The following is a 20,694-nucleotide window of genomic DNA, read 5'->3' as shown; positions in this document are numbered from 1 at the left end:
GCCCTTGACGGCGCCGGAGGTCATGCCGGCGACGATCTGGCGGTTGAAGAACAGGTACAGCACCAGCGGCGGGATCGTGATGAGCAGCACGTCCATGAACAGCAGGTTGTAGCTGGACAGGTTCTGGCTCTGGAAGGTGAACAGCGTCAGCTGCACCGTGGCGCCCGCGTCGCCGGGCAGGAAGTACAGCGGGGTCTGGAAGTCGTTGAAGACCGCCACCGACTGCACCAGCACCACCGTGACCACCACCGGGCGCAGCAGCGGCAGGATCACCCGGAAGAACAGCCGCAGCGGCCCGGCGCCGTCCAGCACCGCCGCCTCGTCCAGCTCCCGGGGGATGGTGGAGATGAAGGCGCGGAAGAGCAGGATCGTGAAGGAGATCCCGAAGGCGACCTCCACCAGGATCAGCCCCGGCATGGTGGCGAAGAGCCCCAGCCGCTGCAGCACCCAGATCGTCGGCACGATCGCCGGCGGCATGATGAGCCCGGCCAGCACGAGGAAGTTGATGAAGCCGGTGAGGCGGGTGGTGCGCCGCTGCAGCACGAAGGCGACCATCGAGCCCAGCACGACCATCAGGACCACCGAGGCCACGGTGAGGACGATGGAGTTGATGAAGGCGATGATCAGCAGGTAGTCGCGGGTCTGCACGACCTCCACGAAGTTGGACCAGCCCTGAAAGGAGCGCGGCAGGGCGAAGCTGAACTCCCCGGCCTGGCGGGCGTCCATGAGCGCCGTCAGCGCGATGAAGGCGAAGGGGACGATGAAGACGACGATGCTCGCCACGATCGCCACGATCCCCACCCCGTAGCGGTACAGCGCCGCCCGCGGGCCGCCCACCCGCCCGCCGGAGGTGCTGGAGAGGCGCTGGGGGTGCGCGGCGCGCTGCACCGCTCCCGCCGGCTCGGAGGCCGGGGTGGTGGTGGTGCTCACAGCTCGACCTCCTTGCGGGCCAGGAAGCGCGTCAGCGGCAGCACGATGGCGGTGACCGCGACGAAGAGGATGACGTTGCCGGCGGTGGAGAGGCCGTAGAAGCCGGCCTGGTACTGCTTGTAGATCACGCTGGCGATGACGTCGGAGGTGAAGCCGGGCCCGCCGCGCGTCATCGCCCAGATGAGGTCGAAGGAGCGCAGCCCCCCGATGAGGGAGAGCGTGACGACGGTGGAGGTCGCCGGCCAGGACAGCGGGAAGATGACGTTGCGGAACAGCGTCCAGGACCCGGCGCCGTCGACCTTGGCGGCTTCGTAGTACTCCTTGGGGATGGAGACGATGCCGGCCATGTAGATGAGGGTGGCCAGGCCCACGCCCTTCCAGACGTCGACCATGGCCACGGAGAAGAGGGCCAGGTCGGGGTTGGTCAGCCAGCCGGGGCCGTCGATGCCGATCACGCCCAGGGCGGCGTTGATCGCGCCCTTGGTGGGGTTCATCAGCACCTGGAAGGTGATGCCGACGCCGACGGAGGAGACCAGGACGGGGAAGAAGACGACGGCGCGCAGGTAGCCGCGCCCGACGATCTGGCTGGTGAGCAGCATCCCCAGGCCCAGGCCGAGGACCACCTTGGCGCCGGAGGTGAGAACGGCGTAGACGAAGGTGTTGACGAAGCCCTTCGTCAGGGCCGGTTCGGAGAAGAACTGCGCGAAGTTGCCCAGGCCGATGAACTCGGAGTCGAAGATCGTCCAGCGGGTGAGGGCGAAGTAGAAGGAGAGCAGGGTGGGGATGATGAACAGCACGCCGTAGATCACGGCGGCGGGCAGGTAGAACCAGCCCGGGTAGGGACCGCGGTGCCGGCTGGACCCGCCGGGGGTGCGGGCCGGCCGGGTCCGGGACCGGGCGGCGGTGGAGCTGATCGTCGTCGACACCTCGTGGGCCTCCTTCGACGGACCCACCCCCGGCAGGCGTCGGGGGTGGGTGGGGGTCGGTGGACTCACCAGCCCTCGAGACCGAGCTGCTGGGCCTGCTTCTCCACGTCCTGGTCGTAGAGGGCGGCGCCGTCGGCCGCCGGGCGGATGCCGGAGCCCACCTCGACGGTGATCTGCTCCAGCGCGGGGCCCTTGACGGGCGAGAGGAACTCCAGCGCCGGGCTCTGCGCGTCGGCCTCGAAGTAGGCGCTGACGTCCTTGGTCACCTGCGGCACGTCGGCCGGCAGCTCGCAGCCCTCGACCAGGTAGGGGCCGGTGGGCGGCGCCGCCTGCGTCTGCGCCTCGCAGCCGTCGGGGCTGGCGATGAAGGCCGCCAGCTTCTCGGCCGCCTCCAGCTTCGCGCCCGTCGTGCTCTTGGGGACGTAGACGGCGTTGGGGTACCAGGCGGTCAGGCCGTTGGTGGCCGCGTCCTCGCCGGGCAGCGCGAAGAAGCCGATCCGGTCGCCGGCGTCGGGGTCGGCGCTCAGCAGCGTGGTGACGTTGGCCGAGAGGATGGGGTACATCGCCCCCTCCCCGGCGGCGAGGGCCCGCATGCCGTCCTCGACCTTGGCGGAGGCGAAGTCGGCGTTCTGCCAGCCCTTCTCGTGCGCCTCCTGCAGGTGCTGGAAGCCGGCGAGGGCGGCGGGGTCGGTGGCGTACTTGGCCTGGTTGGCCGTGTACTGCTCGGCCCACTCGGGGTTGGCCGCCGCGACGTTGTGGAAGTCGCCGAGGACGAAGAGCTGGGAGGTCCACGTCTCGCCGTAGGTCTGCACGACGGGGGCGATGCCCGCGGCCTTGATCGCCTCGGCGTTGGAGGCGAACTCCGCCCACGTCTTCGGCACCTGCAGGCCCAGCTGGGCGTAGACGTCCCGGTTGTACATGACACCACCGCCGAACGCGGTGCCGTACGGCACGCCGTAGGCGGTGTCGCCGACCGAGACCTGGGGCAGGTAGGTGTCGTCCACGGCTCCGATGACGTCCTCGCCCAGCGGGGCGAGGTTCTTCTCGGGGGCGATCTGCTGGAAGAGCGAGCCGGAGTTGTAGTCGAAGACGTCGGCCATGCTGCCGGTCTGCAGGCGGGTCTTGACGAGGTTGTCGCCCTCGCCGCCCGCCGGGCGCCCGTCGAGCTCGACCGTGATGTCGGGGTTGGCCGCCTCGAAGGCCTCGACGATGCTCGTCGCCGTGGCCTGGGCGGTCTCGTCGCTGCCGGTGAGCCAGGTGATGGTGGTGCCGCCCTCGCCGCCCTCGTCGGAGGACGAGCCGAGGCTGCCGGCGCTGCAGGCCGCCAGGGGGGCGAGCGCCAGGGCGACGACCAGGGCGGCGGCACGGGTGGTGCGGGGGTGGGGAGCGGTGCGTGTCACTGGACGTCTCCTCGTCGAGACCACGGAGCGGCTGCGGTGCCGGACCAGCCGCCTGACACGATTCAAAGCGGCTGAGGCGAGTGTGGGGTCCCGCTCCGACCCCCGTCAAGCACTTGTCCCGGAGCGGGATCCGATCCGGTGGCAGGAGAGCGCTCTCCGCTCCGCACCCGGTCGCGGGCGGTTCCGGCGAACGTCTTGTGAAACGTGTCAAAGACCGGTTACCGTGCTCTCGACCCCCCGACGGAGTGGAGCCGTGATGACGACAGGACAGACCCCCTCGACGTCCCGCGAGAGCGTGCTCGCCGCCCTGCGCGCGCAGACCATCGAGCTCCCCTCGTGGGCGTTCGGGAACTCCGGGACGCGCTTCAAGGTGTTCGGCTCCCCCGGCACCCCGCGCGACCCGTTCGAGAAGATCAGCGACGCCGCGCAGGTGCACCGCTACACCGGTGTCGCGCCGCGGGTCTCCCTGCACATCCCCTGGGACCTCGTCGACGACTACGGCAAGCTCGCCGCGCACGCCGCCGACGACGGCGTCTCGATCGGGACGATCAACTCCAACCTCTTCCAGGACGACGACTACAAGCTCGGCTCGCTCACCCACCCGGACGCGAAGGTGCGCGCCAAGGCCGTCGCCCACCACGCCGAGTGCGTCGACGTCATGCGCGCCACCGGCTCCAAGGAGCTGAAGGTCTGGCTGCCGGACGGCACGAACTACCCCGGCCAGGACGACCTGCGCGAGCGCCAGGAGCGCCTGGCGGACTCCCTGCAGCAGGTCTATGCCCTGCTCGAGCCGGACCAGCACCTGGTGCTGGAGTACAAGTTCTTCGAGCCGGCGTTCTACTCCACCGACGTCCCCGACTGGGGCACCTCGCTGCTGCACTGCCTCGCGCTGGGCGAGCGGGCCAAGGTCGTCCTCGACACCGGCCACCACGCCCCCGGCACCAACATCGAGTTCATCGTCGTGCAGCTGCTGCGCGCCGGCCGCCTGGGCGCCTTCGACTTCAACTCGCGCTTCTACGCCGACGACGACCTCATGGCCGGCGCCGCGGACCCGTTCCAGCTGTTCCGGATCATGTACGAGATCGTCCGCTCGGACGCGCTGCGCCCGGACTCGGGCGTGAACTTCATGCTCGACCAGTGCCACAACATCGAGGCGAAGATCCCCGGGCAGATCCGCTCGGTGACCAACGTCCAGCAGGCGACGGCGAAGGCGCTGCTCGTGGACCGCGAGGCGCTGCGCGAGGCCCAGCAGGCCGGCGACGTGCTCGCCGCCAACGACGTCTTCATGGACGCCTTCTCCACCGACGTGCGCCCGCTGCTGGCGCAGCTGCGCGAGTCGATGGGCCTGGCGCCCGACCCGATGGCCGCCTACCTGGCCTCCGGGTACGCGGAGAGGATCGCCGCCGAGCGCATCGGCGGCCGGCAGGCCGGATGGGGAGCGTGAGCATGACCGGGGAGACCACCAGCACCACCGCGAGCACCACCGCGAGCGCCACCGTGGCCGCGCTGCTCGCGCGCTCCAACGCCCTCGGTGCGGACCCGCGCTTCACCAACTACGCGGGCGGGAACACCTCCGCCAAGGGCACCGCTGTCGACCCGGTGACCGGCGAGGACGTCGAGCTGCTGTGGGTCAAGGGCTCCGGGGGCGACCTGGGCACCCTGCGGGAGGAGGGCCTGGCGGTGCTGCGCCTGGACCGCGTGCGCGCCCTGCGGGGCGTGTACCCGGGCGTGGAGCGCGAGGACGAGATGGTCGCCGCCTTCGACCACTGCCTGCACGGCAGGGGCGGCGCCGCGCCCTCCATCGACACCGCCATGCACGCCCTGCTCGAGCCCGCGCACGTGGACCACCTGCACCCCGACGCCGGCATCGCCATCGCCTGCGCCGCCGACGGGGAGAAGCTCACCGAGCAGGTCTACGGCGACAGGGTGGTCTGGGTGCCCTGGCGCCGGCCCGGTTTCCAGCTCGGCCTGGACATCGCCGCGATCAAGGACGCGAACCCGCAGGCGGTCGGCTGCGTCCTGGGCGGGCACGGCATCACCGCCTGGGGCGCCACGTCGGAGGAGGCCGAGGCCAACTCCCGCTGGATCATCGAGACCGCCCAGGCCCACCTGGACGAGCACTCGGTGCCCGAGCCGTTCGGCCCCGTGCTGCCCGGCTACGAGCCGCTGCCCGAGGCCGAGCGCCGCGCCCGGGCGGCCGCGCTGGCGCCGGTGGTGCGCGGGATCGCCAGCCACGACGCCCCGCAGGTGGGGCACTTCACCGACTCCGAGGTGGTGCTGGACTTCCTGGCCCGCCAGCAGCACCCGCGCCTGGCGGCGCTGGGCACTTCCTGCCCGGACCACTTCCTGCGCACCAAGGTCAAGCCGCTCGTGCTGGACCTGCCGGCCACCGCGCCGCTGGAGGCCTACGTCGAGGCCGCCACCGCGCGCCTGCACGAGCTGCACGGGGCCTACCGCGAGGACTACCAGGCCTACTACGACCGGCACGCCACGCCCGACAGCCCCGCCATCCGCGGTGCGGACCCGCTGATCGTCCTCGTCCCGGGCGTGGGCATGTTCTCCTTCGGCCGCGACAAGCAGACCGCCCGCGTGGCCGGGGAGTTCTACGTCAACGCCGTCAACGTCATGCGCGGCGCGGAGGGCGTCTCCAGCTACTCCCCCATCGAGGAGGCGGAGAAGTTCCGCATCGAGTACTGGGCGCTGGAGGAGGCCAAGCTGGCGCGGATGCCGAGGCCGAAGCCGCTGGCCACCCGCACCGCGCTGGTCACCGGCGCCGCCTCCGGCATCGGGCGGGCCATCGCCACCCGGCTGGCCGCCGAGGGCGCCTGCGTCGTCGTCGCCGACCTCGACCTCGCCAAGGCCCAGGCCGCGGCCGCGGAGATCGCCGCCTCCACCGGGGCGAAGGTGGCCGCCGACGTCGCCGTGGGCGTGGCCGTGGACGTCTCCGACGCCGCCGCGGTGGCCGCGGCGGTGCAGGAGGCGGTGCTCGCCTTCGGCGGGCTGGACCTGGTGGTCAACAACGCGGGGCTGTCGATCTCCAAGCCGCTGCTGGAGACCACCGAGCGCGACTGGGACCTGCAGCACGACGTCATGGCCAAGGGCTCCTTCCTGGTCTCCCAGGCCGCGGCGAAGGTCCTCATCGCCCAGGGCCTGGGCGGCGACATCGTCTACATCGCCTCCAAGAACTCCGTCTTCGCCGGCCCCAACAACATCGCCTACTCGGCGGTCAAGGCTGACCAGGCGCACCAGGTGCGCCTGCTGGCCGCCGAGCTCGGCGGGCACGGGATCAAGGTCAACGGCGTCAACCCCGACGGCGTCGTGCGCGGCTCGGGCATCTTCGCCGGCGGCTGGGGCGCCCAGCGCGCCAAGACGTACGGCATCCCCGAGGAGGAGCTGGGGACGTTCTACGCCCAGCGGACCCTGCTCAAGCGCGAGGTCCTGCCCGAGCACGTGGCGAACGCGGTGTTCGTGCTCACCGCCGGGGAGCTGTCGCACACCACCGGCCTGCACGTGCCCGTCGACGCCGGCGTGGCCGCCGCGTTCCTGCGCTGACGCGCCCGGCACCCACGAGCACAGGGAGGGCGAATGTCCGTCCACGTCGCGGTGGACCTCGGGGCCTCCAGCGGCCGCGTCATGGTCGGCGCGGCCGCGCCCGGCCGGCTGTCGCTGCAGGAGGTGCACCGCTTCCCCAACGGCCCCGTGCCGGTGGGGAGCGACGGCGGCGTGCAGCTGCACACCGACGTCGTCGGGCTGTGGCGCGAGGTCCTGGCCGGGCTGGCCGCCGCGGCGCGCACCGCTCCGGGTGCGCGCACGGTCGGCATCGACACCTGGGCCGTCGACTACGGCCTGCTCGCGAGCGACGGCAGCCTGCTGGGGACCCCCCGGCACTACCGCGACCCGCGCACCGACGGCGTCGCCGAGCGGGTCTTCGCCGCCGTGCCGGCGCAGGAGCTGTACCGGCGCAACGGTCTGCAGCACCTGCCGTTCACGACGATCTACCAGCTGCTGGCCGAGGCGGGCGGGCCGCTGCTGGCGGTCGCCGACCGGGTGCTGCTCGTCCCCGACCTGCTCGGCTACTGGCTCTCCGGCGTCAAGGCCGCCGAGGCCACCAACGCCTCCACCACCGGGCTGACCGACGTGCGCAGCGGCCGCTGGGCCGAGGACCTGCTCGCGCTGGCCGGGGTGCGCCCGCAGCAGCTGCCCCCCGTCGTCGACCCCGGTGGCGCGCTCGGCGGCCTGCGCCCCGGCGTGCTCGCCGAGACGGGGCTGCCGGGCTCCCTGCAGCTGGTCGCGGTCGGCTCCCACGACACCGCCTCGGCCGTCGTCGCCGTCCCCGCCCGCGACGAGGACTTCGCCTACGTCGCCTGCGGGACGTGGGGGCTGGTCGGCGTCGAGCTCGCCGGCCCGGTCCTGAGCGCGGAGTCCTTCGCGGCCAACTTCACCAACGAGCGCGGGGTCGACGACCGCGTCCGGTACCTGCGCAACGTCATGGGCCTGTGGGTGCTGCAGCAGTGCCTGGCCGAGTGGAGCGCCGCCGAGGGCCCGCAGGACCTGCCCGCGCTGCTGGGGGCGGCGGCCGACGTGGGCGCCGGCGGGCCGCTGGTCGACATCGACGACCCGCGGTTCCTGCCGCCGGGGCCCATGGTCGAGCGGGTGCGGGCCGCGGCCGCCGAGGCCGGGTCGGCCCCGCCCACCTCCAAGCCCGAGGTGGTGCGCTGCGTCGTGGAGAGCCTGGCGCGCGCCTTCGCCCGCGCCGTCGACGACGCCGTCCGCCTCTCCGGGCACCGGGTGCGCGTCGTGCACCTGGTCGGCGGCGGCGCGCGCAACCGGCTGCTGTGCCGGCTGACCGCGGACGCGACCGGGCTGCCGGTGGTGGCCGGGCCGGTGGAGGCCACCGCGCTGGGCAACGTCCTCGTGCAGGCGCGCGCCGCGGGCGACCTGCGCGGGTCGCTGGAGGACCTGCGGGCGCTCGTCCGCGACACCCACGAGCTGACCACCTACGCTCCGAGCACAGCGCTCGTGCCCGGACTCGAGATCGGAACCGCGTGAAGATCGCCGTCATGGCCACCTGCCTCGGGGACGCGCTGTTCCCGCAGGCCGTCCAGGCCACCGTGCAGCTGCTGCAGCGCCTCGGGCACACCGTGCTCTTCCCGCCGGGGCAGACGTGCTGCGGCCAGATGCACGTCAACACCGGGTACCTGCGCGAGGCCGTGCCCGTGGTGCGCCACCACGTCGAGGTGTTCGGCCCCGTCGCCGAGGGCACCTGGGACGCGGTCGTGGCGCCCTCCGGCTCCTGCACCGGCTCGGTGCGCCACCAGCACGCGGTGGTGGCCCGCCGCGCCGGCGACGAGCGGCTCGCCGAGCGCGCGGAGGCCGTCGCGGCCCGCACCTTCGAGCTGTCCGAGCTGCTCGTCGACGTGCTCGGCGTCAGCGACGTCGGCGCGTACTACCCGCACCGGGTGACGTACCACCCGACGTGCCACTCGCTGCGGATGCTGCGGGTGGGCGACAAGCCGCTGCAGCTGCTGCGCGCCGTGCGCGGGCTGGAGCTGGTCGACCTGCCCGACGCGGAGGTCTGCTGCGGCTTCGGCGGCACGTTCGCGGTGAAGAACTCCGACACCTCAACGGCGATGCTCGCCGACAAGATGCGCAACGTCCTCGACACCCGCGCGGAGGTCTGCACGGCCGGGGACTCCTCGTGCCTCATGCACATCGGCGGCGGTCTGGGGCGGCTGCGCACCGGCGTGCGCACCGTCCACCTGGCCGAGATCCTCGCCTCCACCGAGGCGACGCAGACCCCGGCGGCCGCCGGCAGCCCCGGCGGCGTGCGCGACGAGCCCGTGGAGGCGCAGCGGTGAGCACCACCGACCTCGGCATGCCCGCCGTCCGCGACGACTCGCGCGACACCGGGCTGCCCACGCACTCCCCCGCCGGGCAGGGCCACCTGCGCGGCACCACCTCCTTCCCGCGGGCCGCGCGCACCGAGCTCGCCGACACCCAGCTGCGGCGCAACCTCGGCAAGGCGACCGGGATCATCCGCGCCAAGCGCGCCGGCGTCGTCGCCGAGCTGGAGGACTGGGAGGACCTGCGCCTGGCGGGCTCGGCGATCAAGGCCGACGTCATGGCGCGGCTGCCGGAGCTGCTGGAGCAGCTGGAGGAGAACGTCACCGCCCGCGGCGGCACGGTGCACTGGGCCCGCGACGCCGAGGAGGCCAACCGGATCGTCACCGAGCTGGTGCGGGCCACCGGCGCCGACGAGGTCGTCAAGGTCAAGTCGATGGCCACCCAGGAGACCGGCCTCAACGAGGCGCTGGAGGCCGCGGGCATCGCGGCCTGGGAGACCGACCTCGCCGAGCTCATCGTGCAGCTCGGCCACGACACGCCCAGCCACATCCTCGTCCCGGCGATCCACCGCAACCGCAGCGAGATCCGCGAGATCTTCCTGCGGGAGATGCCCGACGTGGACCCGGCGCTGTCCGACGACCCCCGCGCGCTGGCGATGGCCGCCCGCGCCCACCTGCGGCGCAAGTTCCTGTCCGCGCGGGTGGCGGTCAGCGGCGCGAACTTCGCCGTCGCCGACACCGGGACCCTCGCGGTCGTGGAGTCGGAGGGCAACGGGCGCATGTGCCTGACGCTGCCGCGGACCCTCATCACGCTCATGGGCGTGGAGAAGCTCGTGCCGACGTGGAGCGACCTGGAGGTGTTCCTGCAGCTGCTGCCGCGCAGCTCCACCGGGGAGCGGATGAACCCGTACACCTCGACGTGGACGGGTGTCACCCCCGGCGACGGCCCGCAGGAGTTCCACCTCGTCCTGCTCGACAACGGCCGCTCCGCGGTGCTGGCCGACCCCGACGGCCGGGCCGCGCTGCACTGCATCCGCTGCTCGGCCTGCCTGAACGTGTGCCCGGTCTACGAGCGCGTCGGCGGGCACGCCTACGGCTCGGTCTACCCCGGCCCCATCGGCGCGGTGCTCACGCCGATGCTCACCGGCATCAGCGGCGCCGACGACCCCAACGCCTCGCTGCCGTACGCCTCCTCGCTGTGCGGGGCGTGCTTCGACGCCTGCCCGGTGCGCATCGACATCCCGAACCTGCTCGTGCAGCAGCGGGCGGCGTCGGTGGAGTCGCACACCCGCCCCACCGCGCAGGACCTGGCGATGAAGGCGGCCGCGGTGGCGATGACCTCGGCGGGGCGCTTCCGGGCCGCCGAGAAGGGCCTGGGGCTGGGCCGGCTGCTGGCCGGGCGCGAGGGCCGCATCACCTCGCTGCCCTGGCCGGCCTCGGTCGTGGCCTCGCACTGGACCGGCGCCCGCGACGTGCCCGCCCCGCCGGCCGAGACGGCCCGGCAGTGGTGGGAGCGGACGGGGGGCGGGGCGTGAGCGCGCGCGAGGAGGTCCTGGCCCGGCTGCGGGCCGCGCGCGACGCCGGCGCCCCGCGCGAGGCCCCCGCCCCGGTGCCGCGCACCTACCGCCGCACCGGTGCGCACGCCCCCGGCAGCCCCGCGGTCCTGGACCTGCTCACCGAGCGGGTCGAGGACTACCGGGCCCGGGTGCTGCGCGTCGCCACCGACGGCGAGGTCGCCGCGGCCGTGGCCCGGTGCCTGGCCGAGGCCGGGTCGCAGCGCCTGGTCGTGCCCGCCGACCTGCCCGCGCCCTGGCGGGCCGGCTTCGGCGGGCGCAGCGTCCTGGAGGACTCCGCGCTCGCGCCGGCGAGCGTCGAGCAGCTCGACGGCGTCGACACCGTCGTCACCGCGAGCGCCGTCGCCGTCGCCGAGACGGGCACCGTCGTGCTGGCCGCCGGCGCACCCGGCCAGGGCCGGCGCGCGCTGTCGCTGGTGCCCGACCACCACGTCTGCGTCGTGCGCGGCGAGGGCGTCGTCGCCTCGGTGCCCGAGGGCCTGGCGCGCCTGGACCCGGGGGCGCCGCTGACGTTCGTCTCCGGCCCCAGCGCCACCAGCGACATCGAGCTGGACCGCGTCGAGGGCGTGCACGGGCCCCGCCGCCTGGACGTCGTCCTCGTCGGCTGACCGGCACCGCCCTTCCCGCCGCTCCCTCCCCGCCGGCGCCGGTCAGTGCACCGGCGCGACCGGGGAGATGACCACCCCCCGCACCGGGTGGTGCACCGTCGCCCACGTCGCCGACAGCGACTCGTGCAGCACCGCGGCGGCCGCGCCGTGCGCCCCCGCCTGCTCGCCGGCGTCGCTGACGCGCACCGCCACCCGGTGCACCTCGCGGGTCATGGCCACGGCCAGGTGGCGCTCGACGGCCGACAGCACCCGCTGCGCCCCGGAGCGCAGCCCGCTGCCGGCGAGGACGACCTCGCCGACGTCGAGGACGTTGACGACCCCCAGCACGACGCGGGCGATGTCGGCGGCCGCCTCCTCGAGCACGGCCGCCGCGTGGGCGTCGCCGCAGGCGGCGCGCACGCCGAGCAGGTCGTGGTCCTCGATGACGCTGCGCCCGGCCAGCCGCAGCCCGGCGCGGCGGGCGGCGGGCGGCCCCACGCGCTCGACGTAGCGGCGCACGACGGCGGCCGGTGCGGCCACCGCCTCCAGGCAGCCGCGCGAGCCGCACGGGCAGGCCGGTCCGCGCGGGTCGACGACGACGTGCCCGATCTCACCGGCGTTGCCCGAGCGCCCGCGCACGACCTCGTCGCGCAGGACGATGCCGCCGCCGATGCCCGCCCCCACGTGCACGTGCAGGAAGCTGCGGCCCGTGCGCGCCGAGCGCCACAGGTCGCCGACCGCCCCCGCCGTGGCGTCGTTCTCCACCAGCACGGGCAGGCCGAGCGCCTCGGCGAGCAGGTCCGCGATGGCCACCCCGCGCCAGCCCGGCAGGTTGATGGCCGAGCTGCGCACCGGCCCGGCGAAGTCGATGGGCCCCGGCACCGCCACCCCCAGCCCGCGCACGGCCTGCGGCTCCAGGCCCTGCAGCTCGGCCTCCTCCAGCAGCCGGCGCACCAGCCCGGCGGCGTGGGCGACGACGAGCTCGACGGGTGCCTGCGGGTCCGGCAGCGGTTCGCGGCCGCTGCCGAGCAGGCCGCCGCGCAGGTCCAGCAGCACGGCGTCCAGGTGCTCGCGGTCCAGCTGCAGGCCCGCGGCGACGACCGCGCCCGGGCGCACCGACAGCGCGGTGCGCGGTTTGCCGGCCACCCGCACCGCCGCCCGCACCGGTGCCGGTGCGGGCTCGGGCGCCGGGGCGCGGTCGTCGCCCTCCTGGACCAGGCCCCGCTCCAGCAGGCGGCGGACGATGTTGGACACCGTCTGCTGGGTCAGCCCGCTCGCGCCGGCCAGCTCCGTGCGCGACGTCCCCGGGTGGCGGCGGATGCCGTCCAGCACCACCGCCTGGTTGTAGTCGCCCACCCAGGGCAGGTTCGTTCCACGTCGCACCGCGCCTCCTCGCGCTCGGCGAACCGATGGGATCGTTCCCAGATCATGCGGCGCGTCCGTTGACACGGTCAATCCACTGGATTTACTTTTCCGGGGCGGAACGGCGGAGCAGCCGCTCCGGGCGAGTCGAAGATGATCGAGCCACCGCACCACGAGGGAGTGGGTTGTGCGACGTCGAACCTTCTTGACAGCAGCCGGCCTCGGCGCCGGCACCGCCCTCGGGACCGCCGCCTGCGGTGGCGGCTCCTCCGAGGGGTCCTCCGACACCGCCACCGTCAAGGTCGCGTACCAGCAGTGGGGTTCGGGCACGGTGATGAAGGACTACCTGACCGGGGTCAAGCAGGCCTTCGACTCCGCGAACAGCGGGACGACGCTGGAGCTGGTCCCCATCGTCGCCTCCGAGAACGACTACTACACCAAGCTGCAGCTCATGATGCGCTCCCCGCGCACCTCCCCCGACGTCGTCTACGAGGACACCTTCCTCATCAACTCCGACATCACCGCCGGGTACCTGCAGCCGCTGGACAGCTGGCTGGAGTCCTGGGAGGAGTGGGACCAGTTCCAGGACGTCGCCAAGGGCGCCGCCAAGGCCGGCGACGGCAAGACGTACGGCGTCCCCGACGGCACCGACACCCGGGCGCTGTGGTTCAACAGGCAGCTGCTCACCCAGGCCGGGTTGCCCGAGCAGTGGGCGCCGACGACGTGGGACGAGCTCCTCGCCGCCTGCCGCGAGATCAAGGGCAAGCTGCCCGGCGTCACCCCGATCAACGTCTACGCCGGCAAGGCCGCCGGCGAGGCCGCCTCCATGCAGGGCTTCGAGATGGTGTTCTACGGCACCGGCACGACGCTGTACGACCCCGACTCCGAGACGTGGAACGTCGGCAGCCCCGAGTTCCGCGACTCGCTGCAGTTCATCAAGACCCTCTACGACGAGAAGCTGGCACCGGACCCGTCCATCGCGCTCGACGCGCAGGTCGGCAACCGCGTCAGCGAGGAGTTCCTGCCCGGCGGCACGCTCGCCATCGCCCTCGACGGCTCCTGGCAGTCCAGCAACTGGCTGGAGACCGGCGGAGCGCCCTGGCCGGAGTGGAACGACGTCATGGGGCAGGCGCCGATGCCCACCCGCGACGGCTCCGAGCCCGGCAGCATCAGCATGTCCGGCGGCTGGACCTGGGCCATGACGAAGAACACCAGCAGCGCCGACAACGCCTGGAAGGCGATCTCCACCCTCACCGCCTTCGACAACAACCTGCGCTACAACATCAACTCCGCCGCCGTCGCCGTCCGCAAGGACGTCGCCACCGACCCGGAGTACACCGGTTCCAACCCGACGCTGGAGTTCTTCTCCAGCCTCGTCCCGGTGACCCAGTACCGCCCGCAGAACACCGAGTACCCGCGCGTCTCCAACGAGATCCAGGTCGCGATGGAAGCCGTCGTCACCGGCCAGGCCAGCGTCTCGGAGGCGGCCGACACCTACGACGAGGCCGTCAAGGGCATCGTCGGCGAGGACAAGACCGGCACGTTCTGAGACTCGATCCCCGAGGAAGGGAGGTCCCGTGGCAACGATCACCCGCCCGTCCCCCGGCGCCCCGGCCGGGGGTGAACTGCGACGACGGACGCACCCCGTCCGGGTGGACATCGCCCGGGCCCTCCCGCTCACGCCGGCGGTCCTGCTGCTGCTGGTGTTCCTCGCGGGCCCGATCCTGTGGTGCGTCTACGCGGCGTTCACCAACATCGCGCTCACCGGCGCCGGGTCCGGCGACACGCAGTTCGTCGGGCTGGCGAACTTCCGCGAGGCCTTCAGCAGCAAGGACTTCGCCAACTCCGTCGTCCTGACGCTCGTCTTCACCGTGCTCTCGGCGGTCGTCGGGCAGAACCTGCTCGGGCTGGCGCTGGCGCTGCTGCAGAAGCGCGCTGCCCCGGTGGTCCGCGCGCTCGTCGGCGCCACCGTCATCGGCGCCTGGGTGATCCCCGAGGTCGTCGCCGGCTACCTCTGGTACGCCTTCCTCGCCCAGGACGGCACGCTCAACGAGATCATCGGCGGCCTGGGCCTGAGCCAGAACTGGCTCTACACGCTGCCCATCGTCGCGGTGTCGCTGGCCAACGTCTGGCGCGGCACGGCGTTCTCGATGCTCGTCTACAACGCGGCGCTCTCGGAGATCCCTGCCGAGATCGAGGAGGCCGCCGAGATGGACGGGGCGACCGGCTGGGGCCGGCTGCGGCACGTGACCATCCCCATGATCCGCCGCACCGTCACCACGAACCTCATGCTCATCACGCTGCAGACACTGTCGGTGTTCGGGCTCATCTACACGATGACCAAGGGCGGGCCGGGCACCAAGAGCCAGACGCTGCCGCTGTACATGTACGAACAGGCGTTCTCCTTCAGCCAGATCGGCTACGGGACCGCCATCGCGCTCGTCCTGCTCGTGGTGGGCGCGGTCTTCTCCCTGGTCTACATGCGCCTGCTGCGCGAGGACGGTTGATGCCCCGTGACCACCTCCACCGGTAGCACCACCGCCGCGGCCCCCGTGACGACGCCGTCGCGGTCGGTCCGCTCGGCCAAGCCCCGCGGCCCGCGCACCTGGGTCGCCGGCGCGCTCGCGAACACCGTGACGGCGGTCATCGGCGTGCTGTTCCTCGTCCCGCTGCTGTGGGTCGTCTTCGCCGCCTTCAACGCCGACGCCGGCCTCAAGCTGTCCTGGCCCGGCTCCGGGTTCAGCCTGGACAACTTCCGCGCCGTCATGACCCCGGAGACGACCTACCGGCCCATGTGGAACGGGCTGGTGCTGTGCGTGAGCTCCTCGGCCATCGCGATGGTCGTCGCGACGCTGGCGGCCTACCCGCTGTCGCGGTTCGAGACGCGCTACAAGCGCCCGTTCCTGCTGACCATCCTCTTCTCCACCGGGCTGCCGATCACGGCCATCATGGTCCCCGTCTACGGGCTCTTCGTGCAGCTGAACCTCGTCGACACCCTCAGCGGCACCATCGCCTTCATGGCGACGACGGCACTGCCCATCGCCATCTTCCTCATGAAGAACTTCATGGACGGCGTGCCGATCACGCTGGAGGAGGCCGCCTGGACCGACGGGGCCAGCTCGATGCAGACGCTGCGCCACGTCGTGCTGCCGCTCATGTGGCCGGGGCTGTCGGTCGTGCTGATCTTCACCTTCATCGGCCAGTGGGGGAACTTCTTCATCCCCTTCGTGCTGCTGCTCTCCCCCGACCAGCTGCCGGCCTCGGTGAGCATCTTCACCTTCTTCGGCCAGTACGGCTCGGTGCAGTGGGGCCAGCTGGCGGCCTACTCGGTGCTCTACACGCTGCCGGTCGTGCTGCTCTACCTGCTGCTCTCGCGCCGCCTCGGCGGGGCGTTCACCTTCGGCGGGGCGCTCAAGGGCTGAGCGCGCCGGTGCTGCGAGCGCCCCCGCGACGTCCTCGTCGCGGGGGCGCTCGCGCTCACCAGTGCGCCGAGCGCGGCACCGGCTGGCAGCGCGGGCAGGAGAACGAGGAGCGGTTCATGAAGGCGTCGCGGCGCACGGGCGTCCCGCAGCGCGGGCACGGGCGCCCGCCCTGCCCGTAGACGGCCAGCGAGCGGTCGAAGTACCCGCTGGCGCCGTTGACGTTGACGTACAGGGAGTCGAAGCTCGTCCCGCCCGCCGCCAGCGCCGCGGTCATCACCTCGCGCAACCCGGCCAGCACCGCGTCCGCCTGGGCCCGGGTGGTGCTGCGGGTGGGGCGCGCGTAGTGCAGCCGGGCCCGCCACAGCGCCTCGTCGGCGTAGATGTTGCCCACCCCGGACACCAGCGACTGGTCCAGCAGCGCCCGCTTGAGGCCGGTGGAGCGCTCCCGCAGCCGCCGCGCGAAGGCGGCGTCGTCGAAGGCCGGGTCCAGGGGGTCGCGGGCGATGTGCGCCACGGGGACGGGCAGCCGGTGCGCCCAGGCGGCGTCGGGGGACTCCCCCAGCCCGCCGGGCCCGCCGTCGGGGGTGGCCACCAGCGGCACGACGGCGATGCCGCCGAAGGTGCGCTGGTCGACGAAGCGCAGGTCCTCACCGCCGTCGGTGAAGCGCCACAGCGCGCGCAGGTGCTTCTCGGCCGGCGCGTCCGCGCGCTCCACGAGCAGCTGACCGCTCATGCCCAGGTGCACGACCAGCGCCTCGTCGGCGTCCCCGCCGGCCGTGGCCAGCGGCAGCCACAGGTACTTGCCGCGCCGGACCGCGTCGGCCACGACGAGGCCCCGGGTGCGCGCGACGGCGTCCTGCGGCCCGGCGAGGTGGCGGCGGGTCACCCGCGGGTGCAGGAAGTCCACCTCGCGCACCGTGCGGCCCACCACCCAGCGGGCCACGCCCCGGCGCACGACCTCGACCTCGGGCAGCTCGGGCACGGCGGCTCAGTGCGCGGAGCGCACGGCGCTGGCGGCCGTGGCGGCCCGCAGCGCCTCGACGGCCGCGGCGGCGGCCTTCTGCTCGGCTTCCTTCTTGCTGCGCCCCTCGCCGTGCCCGAGCGGCGTGCCGCCCACGACGGCGTCGGCGGCGAAGCTCTTGGCGTGGTCGGGACCGGAGTCGGTGATCGCGTAGGAGGGCACGCCGAGGCCCTCGGCGGCCGTGAGCTCCTGCAGCGCCGTCTTCCAGTCCGTGCCCGCGCCCAGGCGCTCGGAGGACTCCATGAGCGGCGCGGTCAGGCGCAGCACGAAGTCGCGCGCGGCGTCCACGCCCACCGACAGGAAGGCGGCGCCGATGACCGCCTCCATGGTGTCGGCGAGGATCGAGTTCTTGTCCCTGCCGCCGGTGGACAGCTCGCCCTTGCCCAGGCGCACGTGCGCGCCCAGGTCCAGCCCGCGGGCGATGTCGGCGAGGGCGCGGGAGTTGACCACCGCGGCCCGCAGCTTCGCCAGCCGCCCCTCGGACACGTCCGGGTAGCGGGTGTAGAGCTGGTGGGTCACCACGAGCCCGAGCACCGAGTCCCCGAGGAACTCCAGCCGCTCGTTCGTGGGCAGGCCGCCGTGCTCGTAGGCGTAGGAGCGGTGCGTCAGCGCCAGCTCGAGCAGGTCGGCCTCGATGTCGAGGCCGAGGGCAGCGGACAGCCGGGCGACGTCGTCGACGTCGCCCGGCGTGCCGGCGGTCCCCTGAGCGGTCAGCTCAGAGGTCCTTGACCTTGCGGCCCTTGTACTCCAGGTACAGCGGGGTGCCGGCGGAGTCGGTGACGACGCGGGCCGTGTGCGGACGGGCGTAGGCGACCCGGCCGCCGACGCTGGTGCGCGTCAGGGTCTCCTCGTACGTCTTCCACTGGCTGCGGCGCGACCGCGTGTTGCTGCGGGACATCTTCCGCTTCGGGACGGCCACGATCAGCTCTTCTCTCTCGTTCCGGACGGGGACTCGTCGGTCTGCTCGAGCAGACCTTGCAAGGCGGCCCAGCGCGGGTCCGCCGGTTCTTCGGCGACCGGGGTCCGCTCGGAGACCCCGATCTCGTAGTCCTGCTGGCAGGGGCCGTCGCACTCGGGCTGGAACGGCAGCTCCAGCACGACCGCGTCGCGGACCGCGGGTTCGAGGTCGACGAGCTCGCCCGGGGCGACCTCACGGATCTCGTCCTCGTCGTCCGCCACCTCCGCCGGCGTCTTGCCGGGGTAGGCGAACAGCTCCTGCAGGTCGACCTCGACGTCCTGCGTCACCTCGGTCAGGCAGCGCACGCACTCGCCCACCGCGGTGCCGCGCACGGTGCCGGAGACGAGCACGCCCTCCATCACGGCCTCCATGCGCAGGTCCAGGTGCAGGTCGCTGCCCTCGGGCACGCCGATGACGGCGATGCCCAGGTCCGCCGGGGCGGGGACCGTCCGCTGCAGCGTGCGCATCGTGCCGGGCCGGCGGCCCAGCTCGTGCGTGGACAGCACCAGCGGCGCGTGGGGGTCCAGCTGCCCCTCGTGCACCCTGCTCACGTCCTGCTCCTCACAGCGTTGACCGCGACCGCGGTCGATCGACACCACGCGGCCCCGCCGCTCGTGGTTCGCACCACACGCGCCGAGGCCGTCCCCAAGCGTAACCGAGCAACGCCCGACGACCCAATCGGCCGCCGGCGCCGCCTCAGCGCGCCACCGTGGCCCCGCTCGGCGTCGGCGGCTCCTGCACCCCGCCGGCCTCCGGCTCGGCCGGCGCGTCGGTCTCCGGACCGCGCAGCTTCAGGCGGTCGCGCCCGCGGCGGGCCTGCTGCTGCAGCCGCTCCAGCTCCTCCTCGAAGTCCCCCAGCTTGCCGTCGCACCAGGCGTCGGCGTCGACCCGCAGCCGCTTGGCCTCCTCGCGGGCCGTCGCGACGATGTGCTCGGCCCGCTCGCGGGAGGCGCGCGTGACCGCCTGGGCATCCACGAGCTCCTCGGCCTCCGCGCGGGCCCGCGCGACGAGCTCCTCGGCCTCCGCGCGCGCCGCCGAGAGGACCTCGTCGCGCTGGGCGAGCACGTCGCCGGCCTGCTGGACCTCCGCGGGCAGCAGGCGGCGGACCTCGGCCACCAGGCGCAGCAACTCCTCGCGGTCGACCAGCACCGACGAGGACAGCGGAACCCCGCGCGCCCCCGACACGAGCGCGGCCAGCTCGCCGAGCTTCTCGTGCACCTCCACAGCCACTGCCTCCCGTTGGTCCGGTCCGCGGTTCAGTCCGCAGGACCCGCGGCATTCTCCCCCAGCCGCCGCACCAGGGCGTCGCGCACCGCCGCGGGCACGAGGTCGGACACGTCCCCGCCGTGGCGGGCGACCTCCTTGACCAGGCTGGAGGAGACGTGCTCGAAGCGCGGGTCGCCGACGAGGAAGACCGTCTCCACCCCCGCCAGGTGGCGGTTCATCAGCGCCATCGGCAGCTCGTAGGCGTAGTCGGTGCCCCCGCGCAGGCCCTTGACGACGACCGCGGCGCCCAGGCGGCGGCAGTGGTCCACGAGCAGGCCGTCGCCGAAGACCTCCACCACCACGCGCTCCGCGCGCGCGTCGCCCGTCGCGGCCAGCGCCTCGCGCACCAGCCGCGCCCGCTCGGCGGGCTCGAACAGGCCGCGCTTGGCGGGGTTGACCGCGATCCCCGCGTGGACCACGTCGAAGACCGCCGCGGCGCGCAGCAGCACGTCGAGGTGGCCGAGGGTCACGGGGTCGAAGCTGCCGGGGCACACGCAGCGGGTCGGCACGCCCGGCACGCTAACAGCGGGCCGTCCACACGCTCGTCTCGCCGTAGCGGCGCCGGCGGACCTCGCCCGGCGGCTGCGGCCAGCGCGGTTCCGGCGAGCGGCTGGAGCGCTCCACGACGACGGTGGCGCCCTCGGCCAGCAGCGGCGCCGCGGCCGCCAGCACCCCGGCCAGCTCCTCCTCGCCGACGGCGTACGGCGGGTCCAGCAGCACCAGGTCCCAGCCGCCCTCGAGCACGGCGCCCGGCGAGGCCAGGAAGCGCTCGACCCGCTCGTGCACGACCCGGACCCCCTCCAGGCCCAGGGCGGCGGCGTTCGCCCGCGCCGTCGCGGCCGCGGCCCGGGCCGCCTCGACGAGCACCACCTGCGCCGCGCCGCGGCTGGCCGCCTCCAGCCCCAGCGCGCCGGAACCGGCGTAGAGGTCCAGCACCCGGCCGCCGGAGACGGCGCCCGCCGCCTCCAGCGCGGAGAACAGCGCCTCGCGCACCCGCTCGCTGGTGGGGCGCGTGGTCTCCCCCGGCGGCACCTTCAGCCGCCGGCCGCCGGCCGCACCGGCCACGATCCGCGTCACGCGCTCCTCCTCACGTCGTCCTCCTCGCGCGGTGGGCGGCGTAGGCCCAGCCGATCGCGACGGCGGCCGCGCTCGCCGCGGCCTGCCCGGCCAGCAGCCAGTCCCAGGCGCCGCGGGCCAGCAGCGCCACGAGCACCGGCACGGTGACCAGGACCGCCAGGTCGGGGCCCGTCGTCGTCGCGGCCGCCGCGCCCGGCGGCAGCGCGCCCATGGCGGTCGCGACGACCGGCCGGGCCAGGTCCGGGTCCGGCCGCACGGCGCCGCGCAGCGCCGCCGCCGCCCACCCCGGGCCCGCCAGCAGCCCGAGCAGCGCCCAGGACCACCAGGC

General features: G+C 73.8%; 20 protein-coding genes and 1 pseudogene. 9 read left to right on the top strand and 12 right to left on the bottom strand.

Annotated elements, in window-relative coordinates; translation table 11 throughout:
* The 3 genes from GTQ99_RS26680 to GTQ99_RS06555 form a co-directional block, all read right to left on the bottom strand.
* A partial coding sequence (locus tag GTQ99_RS26680; protein ID WP_166614943.1) for a carbohydrate ABC transporter permease occupies positions 1-837 on the bottom strand: 837 nt, incomplete at its 3' end.
* 89 nt (positions 838-926) lie between these two features.
* Positions 927-1,856, bottom strand: coding sequence for an ABC transporter permease subunit (locus GTQ99_RS06560; RefSeq protein WP_166614937.1), 930 nt, complete (start codon positions 1,854-1,856; stop codon positions 927-929).
* Between the two features lie 65 nt (positions 1,857-1,921).
* On the bottom strand, positions 1,922-3,256 hold the full coding sequence (locus tag GTQ99_RS06555; protein WP_166614936.1) for an extracellular solute-binding protein: 1,335 nt from the start codon (positions 3,254-3,256) through the stop codon (positions 1,922-1,924).
* Between the two features lie 256 nt (positions 3,257-3,512).
* Here GTQ99_RS06555 and rhaI point away from each other — a divergent pair, with 256 nt between their 5' ends.
* The 6 genes from rhaI to GTQ99_RS06525 are packed head-to-tail and all read left to right on the top strand — an operon-like array spanning position 3,513 to position 11,281.
* Complete coding sequence (gene rhaI, locus GTQ99_RS06550; RefSeq protein ID WP_166614935.1) at positions 3,513-4,700, top strand: L-rhamnose isomerase; 1,188 nt, start codon at positions 3,513-3,515, stop codon at positions 4,698-4,700.
* 2 nt (positions 4,701-4,702) lie between these two features.
* Entirely contained in the window at positions 4,703-6,808 is a 2,106-nt protein-coding gene (locus tag GTQ99_RS06545; RefSeq protein WP_166614934.1) for a bifunctional aldolase/short-chain dehydrogenase, read from the top strand.
* Positions 6,809-6,841: 33 nt separating this feature from the next.
* Positions 6,842-8,305: a rhamnulokinase gene (locus GTQ99_RS06540; protein ID WP_166614933.1), complete on the top strand. Its 1,464-nt coding sequence runs from the start codon at positions 6,842-6,844 to the stop codon at positions 8,303-8,305.
* Positions 8,302-9,114 (top strand): heterodisulfide reductase-related iron-sulfur binding cluster, encoded by an 813-nt coding sequence (locus GTQ99_RS06535; RefSeq protein WP_166614932.1) that lies wholly within the window; start codon positions 8,302-8,304, stop codon positions 9,112-9,114. The genes GTQ99_RS06540 and GTQ99_RS06535 overlap by 4 nt, the downstream gene beginning before the upstream one ends.
* Positions 9,115-9,131: 17 nt before the next feature.
* Positions 9,132-10,634 (top strand): LutB/LldF family L-lactate oxidation iron-sulfur protein, encoded by a 1,503-nt coding sequence (locus tag GTQ99_RS06530; protein ID WP_166614942.1) that lies wholly within the window; start codon positions 9,132-9,134, stop codon positions 10,632-10,634.
* Positions 10,631-11,281 (top strand): LUD domain-containing protein, encoded by a 651-nt coding sequence (locus tag GTQ99_RS06525; protein WP_166614931.1) that lies wholly within the window; start codon positions 10,631-10,633, stop codon positions 11,279-11,281. The genes GTQ99_RS06530 and GTQ99_RS06525 overlap by 4 nt, the downstream gene beginning before the upstream one ends.
* A gap of 42 nt (positions 11,282-11,323) precedes the next feature.
* Here the strand turns inward: GTQ99_RS06525 and GTQ99_RS06520 are convergent, their stop codons facing one another.
* Positions 11,324-12,643, bottom strand: a complete 1,320-nt coding sequence (locus GTQ99_RS06520; RefSeq protein WP_166614930.1) for an ROK family protein — start codon at positions 12,641-12,643, stop codon at positions 11,324-11,326.
* A gap of 166 nt (positions 12,644-12,809) precedes the next feature.
* On the opposite strand from GTQ99_RS06520, the gene GTQ99_RS06515 reads away from it, so the two are divergent.
* From GTQ99_RS06515 to GTQ99_RS26675, 3 genes are read left to right on the top strand one after another with little or no spacing between them, the layout of a single operon-like run.
* Positions 12,810-14,171: an extracellular solute-binding protein gene (locus tag GTQ99_RS06515; RefSeq protein ID WP_166614929.1), complete on the top strand. Its 1,362-nt coding sequence runs from the start codon at positions 12,810-12,812 to the stop codon at positions 14,169-14,171.
* A gap of 28 nt (positions 14,172-14,199) precedes the next feature.
* The gene (locus tag GTQ99_RS06510; protein ID WP_166614928.1) at positions 14,200-15,129 is read left to right on the top strand and encodes a carbohydrate ABC transporter permease; all 930 of its coding nucleotides are present in this window, start codon (positions 14,200-14,202) and stop codon (positions 15,127-15,129) included.
* 6 nt (positions 15,130-15,135) lie between these two features.
* Positions 15,136-16,044, top strand: a complete 909-nt coding sequence (locus GTQ99_RS26675; RefSeq protein ID WP_338074766.1) for a carbohydrate ABC transporter permease — start codon at positions 15,136-15,138, stop codon at positions 16,042-16,044.
* 55 nt (positions 16,045-16,099) lie between these two features.
* On the opposite strand, the gene mutM is transcribed toward GTQ99_RS26675, so the two are convergent.
* From mutM to GTQ99_RS06465, 8 genes and pseudogenes are all read right to left on the bottom strand, one after another.
* Positions 16,100-17,026, bottom strand: coding sequence for a bifunctional DNA-formamidopyrimidine glycosylase/DNA-(apurinic or apyrimidinic site) lyase (gene mutM / locus GTQ99_RS06500; protein ID WP_166614927.1), 927 nt, complete (start codon positions 17,024-17,026; stop codon positions 16,100-16,102).
* Between the two features lie 6 nt (positions 17,027-17,032).
* Positions 17,033-17,779 carry a ribonuclease III gene (gene rnc, locus GTQ99_RS06495; protein WP_420814517.1) on the bottom strand — a complete coding sequence of 249 codons (747 nt, stop codon included), beginning with the start codon at positions 17,777-17,779 and terminating at the stop codon, positions 17,033-17,035.
* A gap of 1 nt (position 17,780) precedes the next feature.
* A complete protein-coding gene (gene rpmF, locus GTQ99_RS06490; protein ID WP_166614926.1) occupies positions 17,781-17,984 on the bottom strand; it encodes a 50S ribosomal protein L32 in 204 nt (67 codons plus the stop codon).
* 2 nt (positions 17,985-17,986) lie between these two features.
* Entirely contained in the window at positions 17,987-18,574 is a 588-nt protein-coding gene (locus tag GTQ99_RS06485) for a YceD family protein (RefSeq protein WP_205706912.1), read from the bottom strand.
* Between the two features lie 145 nt (positions 18,575-18,719).
* Positions 18,720-19,247 carry a hypothetical protein gene (locus GTQ99_RS06480; protein ID WP_166614925.1) on the bottom strand — a complete coding sequence of 176 codons (528 nt, stop codon included), beginning with the start codon at positions 19,245-19,247 and terminating at the stop codon, positions 18,720-18,722.
* A 32-nt stretch (positions 19,248-19,279) separates the two neighbouring features.
* Complete coding sequence (gene coaD / locus GTQ99_RS06475; RefSeq protein ID WP_338074765.1) at positions 19,280-19,798, bottom strand: pantetheine-phosphate adenylyltransferase; 519 nt, start codon at positions 19,796-19,798, stop codon at positions 19,280-19,282.
* Positions 19,799-19,808: 10 nt separating this feature from the next.
* Positions 19,809-20,366, bottom strand: a complete 558-nt coding sequence (gene rsmD, locus GTQ99_RS06470) for a 16S rRNA (guanine(966)-N(2))-methyltransferase RsmD (protein ID WP_166614924.1) — start codon at positions 20,364-20,366, stop codon at positions 19,809-19,811.
* A gap of 10 nt (positions 20,367-20,376) precedes the next feature.
* A pseudogene (locus tag GTQ99_RS06465) lies at positions 20,377-20,694 on the bottom strand (hypothetical protein); the annotation flags it as partial.

Source organism: Kineococcus vitellinus (assembly GCF_009906315.1).
Lineage (GTDB): Bacteria > Actinomycetota > Actinomycetes > Actinomycetales > Kineococcaceae > Kineococcus > Kineococcus vitellinus.
This window is presented reverse-complemented; position numbering and strand designations above follow the sequence as displayed.

Excerpts from the sequence above, each read along its gene's own strand:
- rhaI (WP_166614935.1), top strand. The coding sequence starts at position 3,513 with ATGACGACAGGACAGACCCCCTCGACGTCCCGCGAGAGCGTGCTCGCC.
- GTQ99_RS06545 (WP_166614934.1), top strand. The coding sequence starts at position 4,703 with ATGACCGGGGAGACCACCAGCACCACCGCGAGCACCACCGCGAGCGCC.
- GTQ99_RS06540 (WP_166614933.1), top strand. The coding sequence starts at position 6,842 with ATGTCCGTCCACGTCGCGGTGGACCTCGGGGCCTCCAGCGGCCGCGTC.
- GTQ99_RS06530 (WP_166614942.1), top strand. The coding sequence starts at position 9,132 with ATGCCCGCCGTCCGCGACGACTCGCGCGACACCGGGCTGCCCACGCAC.